16 protein-coding genes are annotated in these 15,510 nt (G+C 39.8%); 7 read left to right on the top strand and 9 right to left on the bottom strand.

Annotation, left to right across the window (positions count from 1 at the left end):
- Nucleotides 1–7: 7 nt before the first annotated feature.
- The 3 genes from QQK06_RS11005 to QQK06_RS10995 all read left to right on the top strand — a co-directional run bounded on the left by QQK06_RS11005 (nt 8) and on the right by QQK06_RS10995 (nt 2,006).
- A complete protein-coding gene (locus tag QQK06_RS11005; protein ID WP_284244721.1) occupies nt 8–748 on the top strand; it encodes a substrate-binding periplasmic protein in 741 nt (246 codons plus the stop codon).
- Nucleotides 749–862: 114 nt separating this feature from the next.
- Complete coding sequence (locus tag QQK06_RS11000; RefSeq protein ID WP_284244720.1) at nt 863–1,363, top strand: RNA polymerase sigma factor; 501 nt, start codon at nt 863–865, stop codon at nt 1,361–1,363.
- The gene (locus tag QQK06_RS10995; protein ID WP_284244719.1) at nt 1,356–2,006 is read left to right on the top strand and encodes a hypothetical protein; all 651 of its coding nucleotides are present in this window, start codon (nt 1,356–1,358) and stop codon (nt 2,004–2,006) included. The genes QQK06_RS11000 and QQK06_RS10995 overlap by 8 nt, the downstream gene beginning before the upstream one ends.
- 20 nt (nt 2,007–2,026) lie before the next feature.
- Here QQK06_RS10995 and QQK06_RS10990 read toward each other — a convergent pair whose 3' ends face one another.
- Complete coding sequence (locus tag QQK06_RS10990) at nt 2,027–2,419, bottom strand: MmcQ/YjbR family DNA-binding protein (RefSeq protein ID WP_284244718.1); 393 nt, start codon at nt 2,417–2,419, stop codon at nt 2,027–2,029.
- A gap of 133 nt (nt 2,420–2,552) precedes the next feature.
- On the bottom strand, nt 2,553–4,679 hold the full coding sequence (locus QQK06_RS10985; protein WP_284244717.1) for a TonB-dependent receptor plug domain-containing protein: 2,127 nt from the start codon (nt 4,677–4,679) through the stop codon (nt 2,553–2,555).
- Nucleotides 4,680–5,014: 335 nt separating this feature from the next.
- Between QQK06_RS10985 and QQK06_RS10980 the strand changes: the two genes are divergently transcribed.
- Nucleotides 5,015–6,268 carry a S1 family peptidase gene (locus tag QQK06_RS10980; RefSeq protein WP_284244715.1) on the top strand — a complete coding sequence of 418 codons (1,254 nt, stop codon included), beginning with the start codon at nt 5,015–5,017 and terminating at the stop codon, nt 6,266–6,268.
- Entirely contained in the window at nt 6,259–7,221 is a 963-nt protein-coding gene (locus QQK06_RS10975) for an FHA domain-containing protein (protein ID WP_284244714.1), read from the top strand. The genes QQK06_RS10980 and QQK06_RS10975 overlap by 10 nt, the downstream gene beginning before the upstream one ends.
- Nucleotides 7,222–7,298: 77 nt before the next feature.
- On the opposite strand, the gene trpS is transcribed toward QQK06_RS10975, so the two are convergent.
- Both trpS and rpe read right to left on the bottom strand, forming a co-directional pair.
- Nucleotides 7,299–8,303, bottom strand: coding sequence for a tryptophan--tRNA ligase (trpS, locus tag QQK06_RS10970; RefSeq protein WP_284244713.1), 1,005 nt, complete (start codon nt 8,301–8,303; stop codon nt 7,299–7,301).
- A gap of 52 nt (nt 8,304–8,355) precedes the next feature.
- The gene (gene rpe, locus QQK06_RS10965; protein ID WP_284244711.1) at nt 8,356–9,030 is read right to left on the bottom strand and encodes a ribulose-phosphate 3-epimerase; all 675 of its coding nucleotides are present in this window, start codon (nt 9,028–9,030) and stop codon (nt 8,356–8,358) included.
- 291 nt (nt 9,031–9,321) lie between these two features.
- Here rpe and QQK06_RS10960 point away from each other — a divergent pair, with 291 nt between their 5' ends.
- Entirely contained in the window at nt 9,322–9,984 is a 663-nt protein-coding gene (locus tag QQK06_RS10960) for a TorF family putative porin (RefSeq protein ID WP_284244709.1), read from the top strand.
- Between the two features lie 66 nt (nt 9,985–10,050).
- On the opposite strand, the gene QQK06_RS10955 is transcribed toward QQK06_RS10960, so the two are convergent.
- Nucleotides 10,051–11,199 (bottom strand): hypothetical protein, encoded by a 1,149-nt coding sequence (locus QQK06_RS10955; RefSeq protein ID WP_284244708.1) that lies wholly within the window; start codon nt 11,197–11,199, stop codon nt 10,051–10,053.
- A gap of 140 nt (nt 11,200–11,339) precedes the next feature.
- On the opposite strand from QQK06_RS10955, the gene QQK06_RS10950 reads away from it, so the two are divergent.
- Nucleotides 11,340–11,522 (top strand): DUF2970 domain-containing protein, encoded by a 183-nt coding sequence (locus QQK06_RS10950; RefSeq protein ID WP_284244707.1) that lies wholly within the window; start codon nt 11,340–11,342, stop codon nt 11,520–11,522.
- Nucleotides 11,523–11,542: 20 nt separating this feature from the next.
- On the opposite strand, the gene QQK06_RS10945 is transcribed toward QQK06_RS10950, so the two are convergent.
- Genes QQK06_RS10945 through aroK form a run of 4 tightly spaced genes read right to left on the bottom strand, consistent with a single transcriptional unit; the run spans nt 11,543 to nt 15,438 of the window.
- On the bottom strand, nt 11,543–12,361 hold the full coding sequence (locus QQK06_RS10945; protein WP_284244706.1) for a Dam family site-specific DNA-(adenine-N6)-methyltransferase: 819 nt from the start codon (nt 12,359–12,361) through the stop codon (nt 11,543–11,545).
- Between the two features lie 40 nt (nt 12,362–12,401).
- Nucleotides 12,402–13,835, bottom strand: coding sequence for an SPOR domain-containing protein (locus tag QQK06_RS10940; RefSeq protein ID WP_284244705.1), 1,434 nt, complete (start codon nt 13,833–13,835; stop codon nt 12,402–12,404).
- A gap of 16 nt (nt 13,836–13,851) precedes the next feature.
- On the bottom strand, nt 13,852–14,916 hold the full coding sequence (gene aroB / locus QQK06_RS10935; RefSeq protein ID WP_284244704.1) for a 3-dehydroquinate synthase: 1,065 nt from the start codon (nt 14,914–14,916) through the stop codon (nt 13,852–13,854).
- A 3-nt stretch (nt 14,917–14,919) separates the two neighbouring features.
- Nucleotides 14,920–15,438 (bottom strand): shikimate kinase AroK, encoded by a 519-nt coding sequence (gene aroK / locus QQK06_RS10930; RefSeq protein ID WP_284244703.1) that lies wholly within the window; start codon nt 15,436–15,438, stop codon nt 14,920–14,922.
- Between the last annotated feature and the right edge of the window lie 72 nt (nt 15,439–15,510).

Raw genomic sequence — 15,510 nt, 5'->3', positions numbered from 1 at the left:
ATTTAACTTGCTGATAATCATTTTATTCTTCTCGTCAACTTGTTTGGCAACGGATACTATTGAACTGACAATAGTGACCGAATACTCTCCTCCGTATCAGGAACTCAGTTCTCAAGGTGTAGTGACAGGCTTTACCACCGAAGTCATTAAAGCAGTGCTTGCTCAAACCCCATTCCACTACCAAATTAACATCTACCCCTGGTCACGTTCATTTATGATGGCAAAAGAACAGCCGAATACTTGCATTTATTCGATGGCGCGTAACCCACAGCGCGAACAGTATTTTCAATGGGTAGCACCGATAGTCACTACTGTTGATTACTTTATCGGCTTATCTGAACGTTCAGACATTAACATTCAAACGATGGCTGATGCCAAAAACTACAATGTGGCTGTGCTAAAAGATGATCGCACTTATGAGATGCTGATTAACCAAGGCTTTATAAAAAATAAGAATTTATACGTCATCAATAATACCTATTCTATGTTAAAGCTACTGCTTATCAGAAAAGACATTGATTTAGTGTTGGCTGATAGCATTAATATTGAATATCGGGCGAAATACCATGATATAGATCCCAGTAAATTTCGCTCTTATTACAGACTCAATCAGCAGCCAATAAACTTATACCTAGCCTGTAGTTTGAACACTCCAAAAGAAATAGTAAAAAAACTAACCAGTGCCATGCAGTTAATAATGCGTAATGGCAGCTATCAGATAATACACAAGCGCTGGCATAAAAATTAATCGCCGAATATAAGTAACTATGACGTAAAAGCTAAAAATATTTTAGCTATAGTGTAATAAAGCATGCACCTGTGCCACTAACTAACCAAATGAATCAGTCAAAATAGAATATCAATGGGAAGCGACTTTTACCTACAATCAATACTGCCCTATGCAGGAATTATCATTAAAATCTGCCGTGCTTATACCAATAACCAGGAAAACTTTGAAGATTACTATCAGGAAGTCTGTTTACAAATTTGGCGCAGCAGAAATAATTTCAATCAGGAATCTGACTGGTCAACCTGGATATATCGTATCGCTTTAAATGTTTGCCTGACCCAATTAAAGCGCCGCAAAAAAGGTGATAAGCAGCTAGTATCAGATGTTCTGCCTGAAGAAGTCATCGACGACAGCAAAGTATTTGTCAGTGACGAAATTAATCAGCTTTATAACGCGATAAAACACTTATCGGAAATCGACAGAGCAGTAATTTTGCTTTACCTCGAAGAAAAAAGCTATGCCGAAATCGCCGATATTATTGGCACTAATAGCAACAACATCGGCGTGCGTATAAAGCGCATTAAGAGCCGGTTAAGTAATTATATTCAGCAGAAGGAATGTTCAGATGACTAAATCCATCGAAACCATGTGGAAACAAGGCTTTATCAATGAGCCACATTTAACAGCACCTAAGATCAATAACTTATATAACCGTAAATCACAAAACATGGTGGATAAACTACAACATATGTTTGCAATTAACATTAAAGCCATTGTCGTTGGCAGCATAATAATGCTGTTAATGATGAGCCTGATAGGTGCGCCCTGGCTTGGCTTATACATCTGTGTGCTACTCGCACCGCTAGTAATGATTGCCAAAAAGGAACTCAACAAATCATACCGCCTATCTAAAGGGCAAAGCAGCTATGATTACCTGATCAACTTTGATCACTGGTTACAAAGTTCAATTGCCAACTATGCACGCTATTACAAAGTTTTTTATCCAATGTTTTTTATCGGTATGGCAACTCAGGCAATCATCAGTAACGCCGGTGGTAAACTTATTTCCCTGTTAGTACAAACGCTGCCAACTAATATTATGTTATTTGGGTTGCCCTATTATCTTGTACTTGCGTTAATATGTTTGCTCTTGGTGATCACTAAATATGCAGAAGCATTTTATCGCTGGGATTTAAACCTGATATATGGTCAGCAGTTTAAAAAGCTAAAAGAACTGATCACGGATATGGAAGAGTTACGAAACGAGCCGCAATAAACCTCGCAGTACCTATCGCCTTATAAATGCACCAAGATAGATTGCTGATCTTTCTTGGTCATTTTACTAACCACTAACAAATAAGAATTATCCATCATTCGTTCCAGCTCCCCCTGAGGGATTGAGCCATCAAGAATCACAGTATTCCATTGCGCCTTATTCATATGATAGCCGGGGAGCACTGATGGAAAAATATCTCTAAGCATCACCGCTTCATCCGGATCGCATTTAAGGTTAATACAATAATGCCCGGCCATTTTACCGTCGGTATCTTTTTCCGACCCTTTACCCAGCGCTAACGTGGCAAACATTTTGTTCTTAACGCGAAATACTTTAACGTCTTCACCGAAGGGAAAATCAAAGCGGGTTTCCGGTTTAGCTAATAAATATTTCTCTGCCGCAAGATAATCCATAAAATATCAATCCTTAATCAACATCAAATTACCGTATTATTGATAGCATTATTTTCTTAAGGTTAGCAATATCAACAGATAAATAAAAAAGCCAGATAGCTAGGCTAACTGGCTTTTCATACATTGCATCAGCTTAGAAACTATAAGTCACTTCCGCCCAGGCACTAACACCTTCCGCTGGTAAACGACTCATTACCGTAATATCGGTTTCCTTTACCCGGTTATAGCCGCCTAAATGACGTTGATAATTTTTATCGAAAATATTATCAACGCCAACACGTAGCGTCAGAGCAGAATTAATAAAATACTGCAGATCTAAGTTGGCAATAGCATAACCCGGAGTCTGCTGTTCATCATTAGTACTGGCAACCTTATCTTGCTCTGTTGCAGCAACAACCGTGGCATTTATCAACCAGTTTTCTGCGCTATAACTAGCAGTGAGATGACCATTTAATGGCGCAACACGATATAAGTTATCACTAATATCCCGACGCTGACCGCGAACATAACTAGCAACACCAGATAATGAAAACTGTTTATTCAGCTGATAACGCCAGTTGACATCTACACCCGATAATTTTGCATCAACATTGGTAAACTTTAGTGGATTATCATCTTCCGCCATCATCTTGGCCATCATCCTTGCTGACATATCCGAGATAGAAAGTGATGTTCCTTGAATATAATCATCAATATTTTGATAGAAAACATGTGGTGCAATCGAAAAATCAGCACTGTGATAATTTAATCCCAAGTCTACTTGATAAGCCGTTTCTTCCTTTAAATTGATATTACCAATATAAGTATTGCCGTCAGCCAAACCACCGGTTGACTCCATCGGCGTCCATAAATAACGTTCCTGATAAGACGGTGCCCGGGTTTTAACCCCAAGCCCTAAATTTACTGACAAGGTTTGTGAAACTTGATGATCGACATTAAATGCAAAATCAAACAAGGTATCAGAAACAGCACGTTCACCATGATTAAAATCATCTCTCAGGTCAATCGCAAGTTCAGCCATCGATGGCATAGACATCATCGCCATAGACGTCGCCACAGGATCAGCATCTGCCGCGATATGTTTGATACGTGCGCCTAACTGCACGCTAGTAGCACCGTATGCTTGCTGCCATTGCGCATAAAGCCCAATGCGATCATCCTCTACCCCATTAAAGTTAACCACTTTAAACATGGTATTATTAGGATTAGTGATCGCAGAGTCATGTTTCGCTAAATAGCCATCGAAACCAAGCTCAAATTCACCAAACAACAGTGTTCGAGATAAAGCAAAGCTAAAATCAATGGTCTTGGCTTTGGCATTATTGCGACGATGTTTCATCGGTTCATCATTAGAACGCATCAAAAAGTTGGTCATACCATGGTCAGCATCAACAAAGCCAATAGTCCATTCACCCTGCCACTGAGCTAGAGCAAACTTACCATCAATACTTGCCCTATGGCTAAAAATATACTCAATATCCATTGGCAATGCCGGTGTGCCGGAATCCTGGGTATCGGTATAGTGATAGCTAAAACCAAGTTCAGAACTATTTTTGTTAAAGCGAATATCGCCACCAAACTGGCGCTTTTGAAATTCTGTTGGGCGAACTTTTAATCCGGCACCACTATCAATATCATTCCCTGATTGCATATTGCCATAGAGCATTAGCCCGAGATCATTCCTACTCAAGTTAATCACAGAAGAGAGCGTATCAGCACTATTATTGGTACGATATCCAGCCTGAATATCACCAACAACAGCTAGTTGATTTTGTGACATCACTTCCGCTTTACGCATATGTACGGCAACCGAACCAGCCAGGGTATCAACACCAGCCGATACTGGTGTAATCCCCCGATATACTGTCATCGAATCAACAATCAGTGGCGTTGAATAACTTAATGGTGTATCCATGGCATTTGGCCCGGCCCCAATAACTGGATGACCGTCTAATGTTGTGGCGATTCTGTCACCATACAATCCACGATACTGAGCAATACCTGTTATCGGGCCATTACCGTTAACATTTGCTCCTGGCACTGACATTAACCAGTTTGCTAAATCAGGCTCACTAGTTTTACCCTGTGCATATTCCTGATAACTGTCTAAACCATGAAGACGTTGATGAGTGATAGTGATCACTTCAAAATCCATCTCAGGCTCTGGCGCATCGTCTGCAAATGCGATCACTGAATGACTCACCAGAGCTAAGGTGACTAATCTAACCGCAAGTGCACAAGGTTTTACTGAAAACGACATATTACCAACTTACTTCAATATTTAAATTGGCTTTATTTTTCATTAAATTGCGAGCATGAACAAAGGAAAATCTTAAATATGCGACAATATGTCGCACCTGTGGCGACATTTAATTGACTTAAATCAAAACTGTCAATTCAAGACAGATTTTCAGCCAGTAGCTGCGGCATTTATCGGCTTTAATTTCGCCGCAACAAAGGCTACCATAACGACCGTTTTATCCTTCTTTAGTACAAATGCTTTGTTACACAGTATTACTGGCATTTATAGGATAAAAGGTGACAATTAATCTAACGGTGGCACAATAGCAGCGCATAGTAAAAAAAGGATAATCGATGAAAGGTTTAATTAGCTTAGTGCTAATCTTAATGAGTAGTATATCTAGTGCCCAACAACAAGCAGAATCCATTTTTAAACAGCTCGCTCCTTCTTTGTATCAAATACGGTTAATAGATAAAGCCAGTGGTGAGAAGTCTTCGATTGGTTCCGGCTTTCAAATTAGTGCCGACGGTTTAATTGCCACCAACTATCACGTAATTTCAAGCTATGCCCGCCACCCGGAAAAATATCGCATTGAATATTTAGATCATATCGGCAACAAAGCAAACCTGAATTTAGAAAGTATAGATGTTATCAATGACTTGGCGCTGGTAAAAAGAGATGTTGAACAAGCTATGCCATTTTTTGCCATCTCAGAAACCGTACCAACCAAAGGGGAAGAGCTTTTTTCCCTCGGTAATCCTCATGATTTAGGTATGATAGTAGTTCCCGGTACTTATAATGGCCTGAAAAAAGAGTCGTTTAACGACCGCATTCACTTTACCGGCTCAGTTAACTCTGGCATGAGCGGCGGCCCGGTAGTCAATAAAGCGACAGAAGTAGTTGGTATTAACGTTGCCACATCCGGCAACCAAATCGGTTTTTTAGTGCCACATGATAAGCTGGTGAACCTGATCCGTAATTATCAGAACGATCAGTCATTAACCATTGACCAACAAATGAATCAGCAACTTAATGACTATCAAGAAAACCTGATCTCCCGATTATTGCAAAGTGACTGGCAGCTTAAAAAATTGGGGGAAGCAATGATCCCAACAATAGATGTCCCCTTTATCCGCTGCTGGGGCGAATCGAATGCTGACAAAACAGATGCCTTAATGATGTTAGCCGTAGCTAATTGCTCATTAGAAGAAGATACCTACATCACCCATAACTTTTTCACCGGTTCATTGGAAATGGAATTTCGCTATTTGCATGCTAAGCAACTCAGTAACATTAAATTCTATCAGTTATTTCAACGACAAATTTCCCGGGTAATGCCAGGTAACAAAGCAGGAAAAGACGACGTCACCGAATTCGCCTGTCAGCATGATATCGTGATGCCTGACAATCAACGCATTAATAATAAAGCCATTTTATGCACCCGCGCCTATAAAGATTTTGCCGGTCTGTATGACATTTTATATTTAGGTATATCTATCGACAGGAACGAACAGGCATTACTGAGCCACTTCACCCTAGCCGGTGTGTCACAAAAAAGTGCTCAGGCTTTTACTAAGCAATTTATGGAGTCGGTCTCATGGAAATAATCATTGAAGAAATCAGCCGTGGCCATAAACTCCTTGGTCGTCATAAATTTGCCCAGCAATCCGTTACCATAGGCCGCGGCTATCACAGCGATATTATATTATCTGATCCCCACGTCTGCGCTGAACATTTAACTATCGACTATGATGGTGAAAATTGGTTGATTAATGATAAGGACAGCATTAATGGTTGTTTTCTTGATGATGGGAAAAAGCCAGCGGATGGTCACATTGTCCACTCAGGAGATGTTATCACCATAGGAAAAAGCCAAATTCGCGTGGTTTTTCCTTATCACCCTGTTGCCACCAGTATTACCCTGAGCCCGTTTGAAAATTTAATTAATCTGGCAAAGCATCCAGTAGTACTAGGCGTTAATATTATGTTTTTCGCTCTGCTAACCGGCTGGTTATTCTTTTTAAGTAACCCAAAAGAAACAAACTTTACCCAGTTATTAGTGCCATCGGTTGGACTAACATTAATGTTTGCTGTCTGGCCGGCATTAGTGTCACTGATTTCTCATTTAACCAAGCATGATGCCCGAATATTCACCCAATTAGGCATTTGTTTTATTTTTTATAACCTGACTTGGCTCAGTGACTTTATTGAAACCTTAGTGCGTTTTAACAGTTCAAGTGCTTCAATTTTACCTTATGTCGTCACGTTACTACCTATCGTTATTGCCTTTTGCCTGTTCTGGCTCAATGCTTATATCGGCTTTCATATGACGAAGAAACGTCGTTTAGTGGTTGCAGTCTGTTTAACCAGCCTATTATTTGGCGGCAGCTTCTTAGTACAACTGAGTAAAAAACCAGAATTTAGTATTCGGCCACAATTTGATGCGACACTGCTAATACCTGATTTGCTCATCGCCAAAAGCACTGATGTTGACAACTTTATCAATAATTCTAATAAACTATTTCAGCAAGTAGATAAAGCCAAACAGGAAAAAGACTAGCCGGTGTGTTCAGAACTGGCAGTAATAAAAAAGGGCGAAACTAGTGACTAGTTTCGCCCTCTTGTTAATCATTATTTTTACGGCTTAGTAATAAAACCGACCGCATCATATACAGAGGTTAATACCTTACTGGCACGCTCAGACGCTTTTTCTGCACCACTACGCATCACTTGTTCCATAAAGGCTCTGTCTTCCCGATACTGGTGGAAACGCTGCTGAATAGGTTCAAGCATAGCAACCACAGCGTCAGCAACATCACCTTTTAAGTGACCATACATTTTATCTTCATACTGAGGTACCAGGTCAGCAACCGATTGCCCTGTGCTACAAGACAATAACGATAAAAGATTAGAAACACCCGGCTTTTCGGCAACATCAAAGTAAATCCGTGCCTGTTCATCAGAATCAGTCACCGCACGCTTAATCTTCTTGATAATTTTCTTCGGCTCTTCTAATAAACCGATAAAGTTTCCAGGGTTAGTATCCGACTTAGACATTTTTTTCAGTGGATCCTGCAAGCTCATAATACGAGCACCGTGCTCTGGGATATGTGGCTCAGGTACAATAAAAATATCACCGTATAAGTTATTAAAACGAGTCGCTATATCACGAGCTAGTTCAAGATGTTGCTTTTGATCATCACCTACCGGCACCTCATTGGCACGATACAAAAGAATATCTGCCGCCATTAATACTGGATAAGTAAATAAACCAGAATTCATATTCGCTTCAGACTTTTTCGACTTATCCTTGTACTGGGTCATACGATTAAGCTCGCCCATCTGGGTATAACAATTAAGTACCCAGCTTAATTGCGCATGCTCAGGAACATGTGACTGAATAAAAATAGTGCTTTGCTCAGGATCTACACCACAAGCCAAGTATAATGCCAAACCATCTAAGGTAGCGTTACGCAATGCTTCAGGCTCAGGACGCACTGTAATGGCATGTTGATCGACCAGCATATAATAACAATTATGACTGGTTTGCATATTTACCCATTGCTTAATTGCACCTAAGTAATTACCTATGGTTAATTCACCTGACGGCTGACAGCCACTTAATACAACAGGTTTTGACATTTCTATTTACCTAATCATCTCTATTTAATAAAAATCGGCTAGCCGATTACTGTTAATTTGATACTTTTGCTAATTCGGCGCGCATAGCATCAATTGCAACTTGATAATTTTCCTGAGAAAAAATCGCCGAACCGGCGACAAACATATCGGCTCCGGCTGCCGCTATTTCAGCAATATTATCCGCTTTAACACCACCATCGACTTCCAAACGAATATCACGACCACTGGCGTCAATTAATTCTCTCACCCGCTTTAGCTTATCTAATGTTGCTGGAATAAAAGACTGCCCACCAAAGCCTGGATTAACCGACATTAATAATACGACATCGAGTTTATCTAAGACAAAATCCAAGTAATGTAAAGACGTTGCAGGATTTAATACCAAGCCCGCTTTACAACCATGATCTTTAATTAATTGAATAGTACGATCCACATGTTCACTGGCTTCCGGATGGAAAGTGATAATATCAGCACCCGCTTTCGCAAAATCAGGAATAATACGATCGACTGGTTTTACCATTAAATGAACATCGATCGGCGCGGTAATCCCATAATCTCGCAACGACTGACACACCATAGGGCCGATGGTTAAATTAGGCACATAATGATTATCCATCACATCAAAGTGAACAACATCTGCTCCAGCTGCTAAGACATTAGCAACATCGTCACCCAGACGAGCAAAGTCTGCAGATAATATTGAAGGAGCAATTAAATATGAAGACATGGTTCTATCCAGCCAAATTAAAAAACTGCGCTACTTTACCTTAAATAGTGTCATTAATCGACCTTGATTAGCTTAGCCGATAGTGATTTTATCACGCACTTTTTTAGCACATACTGAGCATTAGTTGCACCAAGTTAGTACAAAACAAACATCGAGCGTCGAATTAAAAAAATCAAACAAATGCTATTTTGTTGTTTTATATGAAAAATCCTCTAAACTTATGAAATAGTCTTCGATAGGCACTTTATTTGCTGTTTTATCGCTAACAACAATAAACTTAGTGAGTCCAAAATGAAAAAAACACTATTAACCCTCGCACTTTCTTCTACCCTATTAGCAACACCTATGTTTGCTTCTGCCAAGGGAGAGTTATCTGCAAATGTCGCAGCCACCAGTAACTATTTATGGCGTGGCTTAGAACAAACTGGCGGTAAAGCAGCGATATCTGGCGGTATTGATTATGCCGATGAGTCTGGCTTTTATCTCGGCACCTGGGCGTCTAATGCAGATTGGGCGGATGGTATGACCTACGAGCTTGATTTATATGGTGGTTTCGGCGGTTCAATTTCTGAAGATGTTTCTTATGATATCGGCTTTATTTACTACGCTTACCCTGACGAAACTTCTGGAGATGCTGATTTTTCAGAAGTGTATGCCAATTTATCTTTCGGTGCATTAACACTTGGTGTTGCGGTATTAGCGGATGGTGAAGGAGCAGATACAGGAGACTCTATCTATGCATCAGCAGATTATGGCGTTACATTAGCTAACGAAGCGGAGCTTGCCTTTCATCTCGGTTCTTATTCTGGTGACTGGTTAGCGGAAGATTCTGTCGATTACGGCATCAGCTTAAGCAAAAGCGGCTTCACCTTTGGCGCTTCTGCCACCGACCTTGATGGCGCCGCCGGCGATGTCAAAGTTTATGTGTCATATGCGGTTGATATCGCGTTATAGCTTTATTTAGAACTGTCTAAACGCTGATCAAAAAGCATGTGTGACCCACATGCTTTTTGAACTCTGTTAACCGACAAAATGACAATAAGTCACTAGCGCCATACTGCCTAAGGTGAGTGGCCAATAAATCAGTTTAGGGATCAAGTGATCTTGCGCATGAAGCCAGCCGCTTGAATATTCTTTGCCGCGGCTAAAGAAGTAAGTATTACAAATAATACTGATCATTATAAAATACATTAGCAAAAAGAAATATTCGATGTAGACGATACCATCTTCAGCAAACTGTTTACGTAACTGGATATGAGAGAGCATCACGACAAAAAACAATGCCGAAACAATTGATATTATCGCAGTAAAATTAAAACCAAAAGTTTCTCGTTTTACTTGCTCAGCAGTAACCGACATTAACGAGGCAAACAATAATACCGCCACCGTTAATAAAGGGACTAAATGAATAACAAAAGCATTTAAGAACTTTCTTTTCAATACCAGATTAAAACTTAGCTCAGGATAATTTTGCTCATTATATGCCTGATTGAAACCAAATGAAGTATCGTAATGACCGAGCTTATAATCAAAAAAAGTTTCATTAATTTCCCAGTTACCAATCACGATATCAGTATCGATGCCAAATGTATCTCCGGGAGCAGTAGAGTGATAATCATTTAATGCCGGAAGTAGCACGATATTACGATCAAAATGCGCAGGCCATAACTTAATCCAAACAGTTTTATGATCAAGCGGATAGTTTTTATAGCTAAATTTTTGCCTTAAGGTAACATCAAAATACCAGCCCAACACCGTATGTTCGCCCACTTGATGTTGATAGGCTAGTTCAAAGTCGGATGAGCCACCAACCTGCTCTGGAAAAATAAAGTTTGCTTTTGGCTCGGTGGTTTCAAGCTTAGCCGTTAAGTAACGCTGCCAAATATAACCGGTAATTCTGACATCATTTGAACTACTGAATTTAAATGACTGCAGATAAATGCCTGTCGGAATATATTGTAAATTCTGCTCATTTGACAACGATGTTTGGTTAAACTCTTCGACTAAATGCGCTTTTGCCGCATCTTCAGAAAGTAACTGATGTTTATTAGGTTGATAGTGGATATCCACCTGATACCAAATCATGGCAATAACCACTATACATCCCAGAGAAAAAACCGAAGAAAGCCACCACCAGCGAGTAACAAGATTTTTATTAAAAACATTCATAATCAAAAATTGAATTCAATGATTACAATAGCTTACACCAGTTTTGTTAAAAAGTATCAATTGACTGGTGTTTTTGCTACTGTGCTATTTATCAGCAATTAGTGGTTATACCAATTGAATTAAATAACAGGAGAAAGGAATTGAGTCGGATCACAAATACCATTAAAAGTGTTGCCGCCGCCTTTATTGGTGTACAAAGCGATAAAAACCGAGAGCGTGACTTTACTGAGGGTAAATTCAGCCACTTTGTGATTATCGGTCTTATTGGCGTGATATTATTTATCGGCGTGTTAGTCGCCATAGTTTCATTAGTGGTGCAATAGCCAAACCAAGCTAAGGTTGATTAGCGATATAATGCCATAAGCTCAGCGACTTTTTTTCGATTAACCGCTTTTTGACTAATAGTGCGTGCCACTTTAATTGACTTCACCTTACTCGCCCCTTGATAAATTTTACGCGTCCAGATGGTATCGTGATTACTGATCAAAACACTGACTTTATGCTTTTTTACCGCTTCTTCGGCGGCATTCGCTAAGTCCGCCTGTTCATCCAAACCAAAACCGTTCCCGGCATAACTAGTAAAGCTCGCGGTTTTACTTAGCGGCACATACGGTGGATCGCAATAGATAACATCGCCATCCTGCGCGCGATTAAAAGTTTGGCGATAGCCTTCACAAATAAAAATTGCCTTTTGCGCTTTTTCGGCAAAGTACAGTAACTCCTGCTCAGGGAAGTACGGCTTTTTATACTTACCAAAAGGTACATTATAACCACCCGATTTATTGTAACGACATAGACCGTTATAGCCATGGCGATTCAAATACAAAAATAATAATGAACGGTAGTATTTATCGACGCTGGCATTAAACTCAGCACGCAAATGATAATAGGCAGTCGCCTGATTGTTCTCTGGCGTAAATATCCGCTTGGCATCGTCAATAAATTGCTGTGGCTTCATTTGAATGATTTGATAAAGATTAATCAAATCTTTATTGATATCATTTAATAAATAGCTTTGATGATCACTATTTAAAAAAACAGAACCGGCACCAACAAAGGGTTCGATCAGGCGTTCACCTTGCGGCAGCATCTTATTAATAACATCAGATAAACTATACTTACCGCCGGCCCATTTTAAAAATGCACGGTGCTTTTTAACCATCAAGTTTGCAATCCAACTACAGCGACATCACCGCTTATTTTTATGAGTTGGGGATTGTAACTTGATTTTTCTCTGATTGGGAGAGCTGAAACTCGCTGATTTCGCTATTAATAGCAGAAATTGTTTTGATCCAAGGAGATCGTTGTTGGATCCCTAATGGCAGACTATTTAATGCCCGTTCTGCTTGCTCACGAGTTGGATAATACTCGCTAGTAACTATAGTAACTTCAGCATCTGCCAACAATCTTTGATACTGATAGAAGGTTACATTTGAAAACTGCGATATGAACTCGGCTAACACTTGCTCCTGACTAAATGCACCAATTTGAATAGCAAAGCCTTGCTGTTGATCTTGGTAACCTGGTTCAGATTCAGGCTCTGAATTAACATTCGGTTGTGCATTATCACTAACTACTTGCTCAGTAATAGATGTATCTGGCTGTTTAGTTATTGCCTCAACATTAGCTAAAACCGGTTCATGCTGCGATTGCGCCGTTTTTTGTTCTGTTTGTTTTTCCACCGCTTGCTTATCACTATCAGAATCTAACATTATTTTCTGATGTGGTTGCAATGCCCCTAAGATATCTAACGGCATTGCCTTGCTAGGCGCTATAGCTGGAACTAACAAGTCAGTTTCTGTTTGCTGCAATGCCTTATAGATATCATTATTATTAGCCAATAGGTTGTTATCCATAGCAACATCAGTAACAAACTGCGTTCCTTGCTCTTTCACCACTTTTGTTTCAGCTTTAACAAGCACAGAACTATTATCAGTTGCTACCTTGCTAAAACCTAAACTATCTCGTTGATAAAGTGAATAAACGACAGCTGCAGACATTGAACTTAACAGCAGAAAAAATACCAGCCATTTTTTAAACGGCGTGAATGTAAAAAAGTCGCTTTGACCCTTAAACATTTGATCGCTTATTGACACCAACTGACCTGTTTGTGCCGATAAAATGGATAATTTTTTCTGAAATAACCCATAGTTTTGGCTAAGCACCTGACCTACTTGAGAATTGGCCAACATTAACACATTGATTTGATAGTCGGACTTTTTCGCAATTTCTGCTAATTGCGTTAATTCATGACATAACTGCAACGATAAATAATGAGCATTATCGACAACAATAGTCACCGCTTGTTTATCCGCCTTAACCAAATTAATAATACTAACGGCAACCGACTGCTCAGGATCAAATAAAATATTGCCAAATAACTGCTCAATAATACGACAACGAACTTGTAAATCATTGAGTTTAGCAGACATAGTAATATAGGCGGCATTCTGCTCGTTGGATAGATTCGCCAAATATTGGCTACCGACACTTGAGCTTACTGCGATATCGTTATCAACAACTAGAATTGCTTGTTTTGAGAAGCGAAGAATATAATCTACCCGGGCAGTCGCACTGATGGCAGTGACACTTTCGGAGGAAGCTTGATTAGTTATATTTTGCGCCAACGCAGACATGGTTCACCTTTCTGTTTTACAGAATTTGCTGAAGCATGCCCTCACTAATATCATCACGCATTACAGATTGGCCAATAGCCGTCGGGATAATTAAGCGCAACTTTCCGCCTATATTTTTCTTATCTCGACGCATATGTTTAATAAACGCTTCAAAGCCCATATCTTCTGGCGCTTGTAAAGGTAAATTAAATGCTGTCAGCAAATGTTCAATACGACGAAGTTCTGACACTTCCAACAAATTCATTGCTACTGCCAATTTAGCAGCAAGGACCATGCCAGTAGCAACAGCCTCTCCATGGAGCCAATTACCATAGCCTTGTTCTGCTTCAATCGCATGGCCAAAGGTATGGCCTAAGTTCAATAATGCTCGAACGCCAGCTTCAGTTTCATCAGCAGAAACAATATTAGCTTTGCATTGACAGCAACGCTCAATCATTTCAATTAACACGCTAGGGTGAGCCGCCTTGATTAGATCACAGTTATGTTCAAGCCAAACAAAAAATTCACCATCACCTAAAATACCGTATTTAATCACCTCAGCCATACCAGCCGAAAATTCTCTAGCAGGTAAGGTTTGCAAACTATCAATATCAATTAATACCGCTTTGGGCTGATAAAAAGCACCGATCATATTTTTCCCCAGCGGGTGATTAACAGCAGTTTTACCGCCAACCGATGAATCAACCTGAGAAAGTAAGGTGGTTGGAATTTGAATAAAATCAATACCACGTTGATAACACGCGGCCGCAAAACCAGTGATATCACCAATTACCCCACCACCTAAAGCGATCAAGGTACTATCTCTGCCATGGGTGTTAGCCAACAAATGTGACATAATTTTTTCAAAATTAGCAAGATTTTTTTCTGCTTCACCATCAGGTAAAATAATCTCATCAACTTGAAAATCAGTTAATTGACGTTTGACTTTATCGAGATAAAGAGGAGCAACTTGGGTATTAGTGACGATACAAACACGCTTTGCTCGAATATAAGTAGACAGTAAATTACCTTGATTTAGTAATTTACTGTCAATATGGATAGGATAACTGCGCTCACCTAATTCGAGCTTAAGTGTCGCCATAGCTTAAAAATCTAAGCTATCAACAATTTTATTAGCGACAACTTTTGCGCTTTGATCATCGGTTTGAACAATGACATCGGCGACTTCTTCATATAACGGATTTCTTTCTACCGCTAAGTTTTCAAGAACGGTACGCGGCTCTTCAGAAGTTTGCAGTAATGGACGACGACGATCACGTTGTGTTCGGGCGACCTGTTTATCAATAGTTGTTTCTAAATAAACAACAATACCACGAGCTGATAGACGATTACGGATTTGACTGCTAATAACAGAACCACCGCCTGTCGCTAAAACAATGCCTTGTTTTTCAGACAAGTCATTAATAACAGCTTCTTCTCTTTTACGGAAGCCTTCCTCACCTTCAAGATCAAAAACCCAAGCGATATCAGCACCTGTGCGACGCTCTATTTCCTGATCTGAGTCAAAGAACTCTAAATGTAGCTTATCCGCTAATTCTCTACCTATGGTACTTTTGCCTGCGCCCATTGGGCCGACTAGGAAAATGTTACGTTTTTCTGCCATGAGATTAACTTAATACTCGTTTAAATTGCGTTTACAGGTAAGAGGGAACCTCCCTCGAAAATTTTAAGGGCG

Origin of the sequence: Thalassotalea insulae (genome assembly GCF_030161395.1) — a bacterium.
In the GTDB taxonomy this organism is placed as follows: Bacteria; Pseudomonadota; Gammaproteobacteria; order Enterobacterales; family Alteromonadaceae; genus Thalassotalea_E; species Thalassotalea_E insulae.
This window is presented reverse-complemented; position numbering and strand designations above follow the sequence as displayed.

What these genes read in the sequence shown, in the direction of transcription:
- QQK06_RS11000 (WP_284244720.1), top strand. Translation starts at nt 863, where the DNA reads ATGGGAAGCGACTTTTACCTACAATCAATACTGCCCTATGCAGGAATT.
- QQK06_RS10995 (WP_284244719.1), top strand. Translation starts at nt 1,356, where the DNA reads ATGACTAAATCCATCGAAACCATGTGGAAACAAGGCTTTATCAATGAG.
- QQK06_RS10990 (WP_284244718.1), bottom strand. Translation starts at nt 2,419, where the DNA reads ATGGATTATCTTGCGGCAGAGAAATATTTATTAGCTAAACCGGAAACC.
- QQK06_RS10985 (WP_284244717.1), bottom strand. Translation starts at nt 4,679, where the DNA reads ATGTCGTTTTCAGTAAAACCTTGTGCACTTGCGGTTAGATTAGTCACC.
- QQK06_RS10980 (WP_284244715.1), top strand. Translation starts at nt 5,015, where the DNA reads ATGAAAGGTTTAATTAGCTTAGTGCTAATCTTAATGAGTAGTATATCT.
- QQK06_RS10975 (WP_284244714.1), top strand. Translation starts at nt 6,259, where the DNA reads ATGGAAATAATCATTGAAGAAATCAGCCGTGGCCATAAACTCCTTGGT.
- trpS (WP_284244713.1), bottom strand. Translation starts at nt 8,303, where the DNA reads ATGTCAAAACCTGTTGTATTAAGTGGCTGTCAGCCGTCAGGTGAATTA.
- rpe (WP_284244711.1), bottom strand. Translation starts at nt 9,030, where the DNA reads ATGTCTTCATATTTAATTGCTCCTTCAATATTATCTGCAGACTTTGCT.
- QQK06_RS10960 (WP_284244709.1), top strand. Translation starts at nt 9,322, where the DNA reads ATGAAAAAAACACTATTAACCCTCGCACTTTCTTCTACCCTATTAGCA.
- QQK06_RS10955 (WP_284244708.1), bottom strand. Translation starts at nt 11,199, where the DNA reads ATGAATGTTTTTAATAAAAATCTTGTTACTCGCTGGTGGTGGCTTTCT.
- QQK06_RS10945 (WP_284244706.1), bottom strand. Translation starts at nt 12,361, where the DNA reads ATGGTTAAAAAGCACCGTGCATTTTTAAAATGGGCCGGCGGTAAGTAT.
- QQK06_RS10940 (WP_284244705.1), bottom strand. Translation starts at nt 13,835, where the DNA reads ATGTCTGCGTTGGCGCAAAATATAACTAATCAAGCTTCCTCCGAAAGT.
- aroB (WP_284244704.1), bottom strand. Translation starts at nt 14,916, where the DNA reads ATGGCGACACTTAAGCTCGAATTAGGTGAGCGCAGTTATCCTATCCAT.
- aroK (WP_284244703.1), bottom strand. Translation starts at nt 15,438, where the DNA reads ATGGCAGAAAAACGTAACATTTTCCTAGTCGGCCCAATGGGCGCAGGC.